The 5,840-nt window shown below is 58.6% G+C and carries 3 protein-coding genes; 1 reads left to right on the top strand and 2 read right to left on the bottom strand.

The annotated features are described in order from the left end of the window. On the bottom strand, nucleotides 1-196 hold a 196-nt coding region (locus HCN58_RS35045; RefSeq protein WP_171578611.1), incomplete at its 3' end, for a phage integrase N-terminal SAM-like domain-containing protein. Between the two features lie 284 nt (nucleotides 197-480). Between HCN58_RS35045 and HCN58_RS35040 the strand changes: the two genes are divergently transcribed. Then, nucleotides 481-3,837 carry an AAA family ATPase gene (locus HCN58_RS35040; RefSeq protein ID WP_171583837.1) on the top strand — a complete coding sequence of 1,119 codons (3,357 nt, stop codon included), beginning with the start codon at nucleotides 481-483 and terminating at the stop codon, nucleotides 3,835-3,837. Nucleotides 3,838-3,916: 79 nt separating this feature from the next. Here the strand turns inward: HCN58_RS35040 and HCN58_RS35035 are convergent, their stop codons facing one another. Further along, entirely contained in the window at nucleotides 3,917-5,200 is a 1,284-nt protein-coding gene (locus HCN58_RS35035) for a patatin-like phospholipase family protein (protein WP_171583836.1), read from the bottom strand. Nucleotides 5,201-5,840: the final 640 nt, after the last annotated feature.

Genomic DNA, 5,840 nt, shown 5'->3' with positions numbered 1-5,840 from the left:
CAACGCCGCTCGCCGTCAGATGAAGCTGGTAGCGGCGCACGTCCTCGAAGCTCGCCGTATCCGGTGATCGCCCGAGAAACGCAGCGAAGTGCTTGACCCTTTGCACGTAGTCGTGTTGGGTTTTGGGCGCAAATTTGCGGATCGTCATGTCTTCGATCATGCGCCGGCGCAACGGGCTTACTGCCTCGTCGGTCATGGGGATGCTCCTGTTTTGAGTGAAGGTTGCGAACCCCTCATCTCAAGACAGGACGCCCCGTTGCGCTATCCTCTTGGCTGTGCCGTCAGCCCCGCCGCCCTACCGCGCGAGCGGTTTAGTCCTCTGGACCGCTAACAGACATCGCGCTTGGCAGCGTCCACTTTTCGCCGGGGCCACTGTGTTACATTGGGCGAGAAGTCCGGCGATCGGCGCTTCCGTCGACAGATGTGCCTTCGCAAGGCTCTCCCATGTGCTATTCTCATTGTATACGCCATAGGTATACCATGACAGGTATTGCAGAGTGGCTAGCATCGATCGGTTTGAGCGAGTACACCGAGCGATTCCGCGAAAACGCCATCGACCTCTCGGTCGTTCGATATCTCACGGAGCAGGATCTAAAGGACCTGGGCGTCCTGCTTGGGCATCGCCGCAAGATGCTGCGCGCGATCGCAGAACTTCAGGGAGAGGTTCCGCGAACACCTCGAACGGGCACCAAGCCGGCGTCGGCGGACAACGCCGCGCGGCGTCAACTTACAGTCATGTTTTGCGATTTGGTCGGCTCGTCGGCACTTTCGGCTCGCCTTGATCTGGAGGACTTGCGGGCCGTAATGGGCGCCTATCACCGCTGCATCGCAGAGGTTGTCGCCCAGAATGACGGTGTTATCGCGCGGTATATGGGAGATGGCGTGCTCGCCTATTTCGGCTATCCTCAGGCGCACGAGGATGATGCCGAACAGGCGACACGCGCCGGGCTGGCGCTGGTCGATGCCGTGGCCAAGCTCCGGACAGACCCCGCGACCGAGCTACAGGTTCGCGTTGGCATCGCTACCGGCATGGTGGTCGTGGGCGATTTGACCGGCGAAGGCTCGGCTCAAGAGCAGACGGTCATCGGCGAGACGCCGAACTTGGCTGCGCGCCTGCAGGCGTTCGCCAATCCCGGTACCGTGCTGATTTCCGAGAGTACGCACCGGCTCACTGATGGGCATTTCGAATGCCGCAATCTCGGCCCTGTTGCTCTTAAAGGATGGGCGGAGCCAATACCAGCCTGGCAGGTCCTGGGAACGACCGAAGTGGAAAGCCGTTTCGAGGCACAGCACAAAACCCGATTGGCGCCGCCAATTGGGCGTGACGAAGAAATCGAGATGCTGTTGCGTCGCTGGCAGCACGCCAGGCGTGGCGAAGGTTGCGCGGTGATGCTCACCGGAGAGCCCGGTATCGGCAAGTCGCACATTGCTTTAGCGCTTGACGAGCGGCTCCACGCCGAACCGCACATTACAGTGCGCCAGTTCTGCTCGGCGCACCACACTAACAGTGCGCTGTATCCATTCATCCGCCAGCTCGAACGGGCTGCCCGGTTCGAGCGGAGTGACCCGCCGGCAGAGAAGTTCGCCAAGCTTGAAGCGCTGCTCGTGCGGTCCGGTGCTGATGCCGACCGCGTAGTGCTACCTCTGGCCAACCTTCTGTCGATACCACCCAGTGACCGTTACCGTATGCCAGAGCTGAGCCCGCAGAAGCGCAAGGAGATAACATTGGCGGCGTTTTTGACTCAGCTCAATGGCTTGGCGGCGCGACAGCCCGTGTTTGTCCTTGTTGAGGATGTCCATTGGGCGGATCCGACGTCGCTGGAGCTGCTCACGATGACCTTGGAACAGGTACCGCGGCTTCGGGTGCTGCTGCTCATCACCGCGAGGCCCGAGTTCGCGCCGCCCTGGCCAGGTCATGCGCATGTGACGACGATCTCGCTCACGCGGCTGAACCGACGCAACGGGGCGACGTTAATCGAGCGCGTCACCGCCGGCAAGACGCTCCCGGAAGAGGTAATGGACCAGATCCTCGCCCGCACCGATGGCGTGCCCCTGTTCGTGGAGGAACTGACCAAGACGGTGCTCGAAACCGGGCTGTTACATGAGCAGGACGATCACTACGTCCTCAACCGTCCTCTGCCCTCAATGGCGATTCCGACGACATTGCACGCATCGCTGATGGCGAGGCTCGATCGATTGGCTCCGGTGAGGGAGGTAGCTCAGATCGGCGCTGTGGTGGGTCGCGAGTTCTCCTACGAACTGCTGAGCGCCGTAGCTGGGTTGCCAAAAGAGAGACTTGAGGAGGCGCTTGACCAGTTGGTTCGGTCGGAGTTGATATTCTGCAGGGGCGAGATACCCCAGGCGGTCTATACCTTCAAGCACGCGCTTGTGCGGGACGCTGCCTACTCGGGACTCCTGAAGAGCCGACGGGCAGCGCTGCATGCCACGATCGCAGACGCCTTCGAGCAACGGTTCCCGGAAATTGTGGAGACTCAACCCGAAACTCTCGCGCACCATCTGACGGAGGCCGGGCTGTTCCAAAAGGCGGAGGCATATTGGCTGCATGCCGGCAAGAAGGCCGCCATGCGCTCGGCCAACCTTGAGGCCATCGCGCATTTGCAACGAGGTATCGAGGCCTCGGGCCATCTGCCCGATAGCGCGCGAAAGGACAGGTTGGAACTCGACTTCCAATTCGCTCTCGGGCCCTGCCTGATCGCTACCCAAGGGCCAGCCTCGAACAAGGCGATGGCAACCTTTGCCCGCGCGCGTGAGCTATGTGAGCGTCTAGGAGACCCTCCCGAGCAACACCAGGTGATGTTCTGGTTGACCACCGCGAGCGTAATGCGCGGTGAGTTGCCGCTGGCCGAGGAAACGATCGCGGCCCTGCTCCAACTCGCCGAAGCGCGCGACGATCGACCGGCGTTGCTCAATGCGATGCGCGGGCAGGCGATGATCCGCCTTTTCATGGGACACCTCACCGGTGCCCATGAAGTGATCGAACGCGCCTACGAAGCGTTCGAGGCGAGTAGCGAGGAGGACAGGCTGGCGGCGCGTGCGGCCGGCCAGGATGCCGGCGTGGCCGATCTGGCGCTGATGTCATGGGCTCTCTGGCTGCTTGGCCGCGCCGATATGGCAGTTATGCGAATGGACGCTGCCACTCAGCGCGCCGACGCCATCAGTCATCCGCACTCGCAGGCATATGCTTGTTACTATGCATGCATTCTTCACGCGCTTCGTGGCGAATTCCTGACTGCGCAAGGTCATGCCGAACGCTGTATCGCCCTGTCGGAGGAGCATGGATTCCGGCAATGGCGCTTGGCGCGCGCCATTCGGGGCATATGCGTGGCGTCGCTCGATCCTTCACCCAGCGCACTCGGGGAGATCCGTGCCGCGTTGGACGAATATCGTAGCGCAGGTTATCAGCTGGCCATCACCGCGCTCTACGTGCTTTTGTGTCCGCCATTGTTGATTGGTCACGACTACGAGGCCGCGCTGGAATTGATCGAGCACGGCCTCGCTACAACCGGCCGCAACAGCGAACGAATTCTGGAGGCCGAATTGTATCGGCTGAAGGCACGGGTGCTGGTCGTCCGCGGCGGACCAGACGTCGACGCCGAAGCGCAGGCGCTGCTCGAGCAGGCATTAAACACGGCAAGAAGCCAACACGCCAAGACACTTGAACTTCGAGCCGCAATGGACCGTGCCGCGCTGTGGATCGATCAGGGCAGGCGTGAGGAAGCGCTCAATTTCCTCGCGCCGGTCTACGCCTCGTTCGCCGAGGGTTTTGACACGCCAGATTTGAGGCAGGCAAAGGCTCTGCTCGCCCAATTGCGGTGACTCTCGACTACAGATTGTTCAACGACGCTGGATCGCCTGTTTCTTTTCTCTTCCCTAATCGCCTATCGCCGATAGATCTTTATGCAGCCGCTTGCTTTAGACGTTCATAATAGCGACGCAGTTCTCCCCAGTTCGGGTCTCGTTCCGGATGCTCGTTTATGAAAAGTGGCTTTCCCTCATGCGGGTCATCTTTGTGTTTGTGATACGAATCGATGGCGTGTAGGGCAGACACTCTCCCGAGCTCCCGCCCGTTATCCAGATTGCTGTGGTTCCATTTGAAATTGATGTGCCCCGGCACGTGAATCTCGACCAGGGTGCCGTTCCATTCTTTTCCCGTTCCCGGATTGTCGTAGCGGACGTGGTATTTGAACAGGTTGACGTCATCTTCGCCAACGGTCGCTGCAAACAACTGGCAAAGATTTGCGAGCGCATCGTGAAGATTTTCCGGTTTGCGAACTTGTTTCGAATCGACGATACGGCTCACCCATATTTCGTCGAGTTTATCCTCTGGCTTATCGTGCTCCTCGAGTAAGCTCCAGAAGTTGACCGTGTCGACCAAGGCCCCTTCGCAGTATGTCACTCCGTCGATCTCTACGGTTCCTTCGATGAAAGGAAGAGCCGAACACGCACATAAAGAGCGTGCGTCGATAGAACCCTTGTACTCTTTGGTATTTGTCATTTTGCGATTGGAAAACAACGCAAGCCTCTTTTCGTCAAGATTCCAGGCGTTGTGAAAGATGGCTGGCTTTTCTTGCTTTTCCAGCTCGTCGAAATCTATACCCTTCATAAACTCGCTCTCCGGATAGTTGATCCTCGACAGGCCGTTGACATTGGACAAATACATCATGGACGTGAAATAACGGACGAAGGGATTGGGTGCCATCGCTTGGTTGAGGATCCATCTATTGAAATCTCCCTCATCCAATTTCTTGAACTTTTTCTTTTTGCGGGGCAGCTGATTGGACACAAGCTGCATGGAGTCCTGGAAGACATCCATCATCTTGTACGGGTCCCACAGGAAGTCTTTATAATTGTCGGGGTCGGTGACGAAGTTATTCAGAGCCTTTATATTGCTGCGCCAATCCGGTCCGAAAACGGTGTTTATCGGAAAGCGCTCATAGCTTTCGTCGTCCCGAAAAACGCCATTCTTGAAGAATTGATAGGTCAGTTCGGCCCTGTCTTTGTTTTCGACTTTTTTCTTTTCATCGCCGAATTGATTGTAAACAACGCCAACCCACGCGCCGATACAGGACAATGCCCATACATCAAACGTTATACCGGCGGCGGCAAGAGCTTCCAGAACCCCGATGTGCAGGCCGGCTGCGGGACCACCGCCGCCGAGCGTAATCGCTCTCTTCACCATAGGTTCCTCCATCTGATTTATCGTGTGGCTTATTCTCCGATCAAGTTTCTGAATTGCGTGAAGAGAAGGAGATTAATCGTTTTTGGGATCATTGGAAAGCGCCGTGGACGTCGATGTTCGACGCTTTCTCGGGCCTGCTGATCGCACTAGCGCACATCCGCCAAGAGCCCGGGCTTGCATATCGTGCGCGGTTACGTTTGGCCCTCTTGTGCATTTGTGAACCAGTTCACGTTAGATATTAATCGCTGACGATAGTATGGAGTAGTTGTAGTCCATTCGTGACTTCCGTTTTTCGCCGGCCCAAAGCGGACCTGCGGAGCGCCCTGAGCGATGTCCGTTTGCTGTGAAGGGTTTGGGATGCCGGCCGCTTGAGGGAGCGCGCCGCGTGTTCGGCGGCCGGCGTCCGAAAGCCTCCAAGGGAGGAAACCGCGCTTAAGGAACGTAGAGCGGTGCCGCAGGCGCTATGGGGATTTGAGCGCCGGGGGTGATCTCGTGATTGGGATCGAGCCGGTCCAACGAGTTGCGGGACGGTGAAGCCGCTGACGAATGCGCGGCGGGCGGCGTCGAGCTCGGTAAATTGTCGAGCGATTTGCGGCGACAGGCGGCTATCTGGCCGCGCTGTACCGTGGCCGGTCGAGAG

This window comes from Bradyrhizobium australiense, from assembly GCF_013114825.1.
Lineage (GTDB): Bacteria > Pseudomonadota > Alphaproteobacteria > Rhizobiales > Xanthobacteraceae > Bradyrhizobium > Bradyrhizobium australiense.
Note: the sequence above shows the minus strand (reverse complement) of the source record. Positions and strands in the feature narration are given on the sequence as shown.

Coding starts and splice junctions, on each gene's coding strand:
- HCN58_RS35040 (WP_171583837.1), top strand. CDS start 481: ATGACAGGTATTGCAGAGTGGCTAGCATCGATCGGTTTGAGCGAGTAC.
- HCN58_RS35035 (WP_171583836.1), bottom strand. CDS start 5,200: ATGGTGAAGAGAGCGATTACGCTCGGCGGCGGTGGTCCCGCAGCCGGC.